Source organism: Streptomyces blattellae, from assembly GCF_009709555.1.
Classification (GTDB): Bacteria; Actinomycetota; Actinomycetes; order Streptomycetales; family Streptomycetaceae; genus Streptomyces; species Streptomyces blattellae.
In genome coordinates this window covers 1-247 of the sequence record NZ_WJBG01000081.1, presented here as the reverse complement: position 1 = coordinate 247, position 247 = coordinate 1, and the positions used below count along the sequence as shown (strand labels likewise).

1 pseudogene is annotated in these 247 nt (G+C 64.4%); it reads right to left on the bottom strand.

Annotated features, from left to right (window positions below):
• Nucleotides 1-67: 67 nt before the first annotated feature.
• Nucleotides 68-247, bottom strand: a pseudogene (locus GFH49_RS01690) (ISL3 family transposase); the annotation flags it as partial.

Below are 247 nucleotides of genomic sequence, written 5' to 3'. Positions count from 1 at the left end.
GGGTTCTGGCTCACTTTTGGTGCTGAAGTGACGGAGGGTCACTGTTGGTGTCGGCAACGGCCCGAGGTCACGCGGCCAGGAGGACGCGCTTGCGCAGGAGGTCCAGACCCGCCCGGCCGAACATCTGCCGCTTCAGCATCTTGATCCGGTTCACCTGCCCCTCCACCGCCCCCGAACTGAACGGCAACGTCAGCCCAGCCGTCACCGCCACCTGATCACCAACGACACCGTTCACGAACGAAAGCAG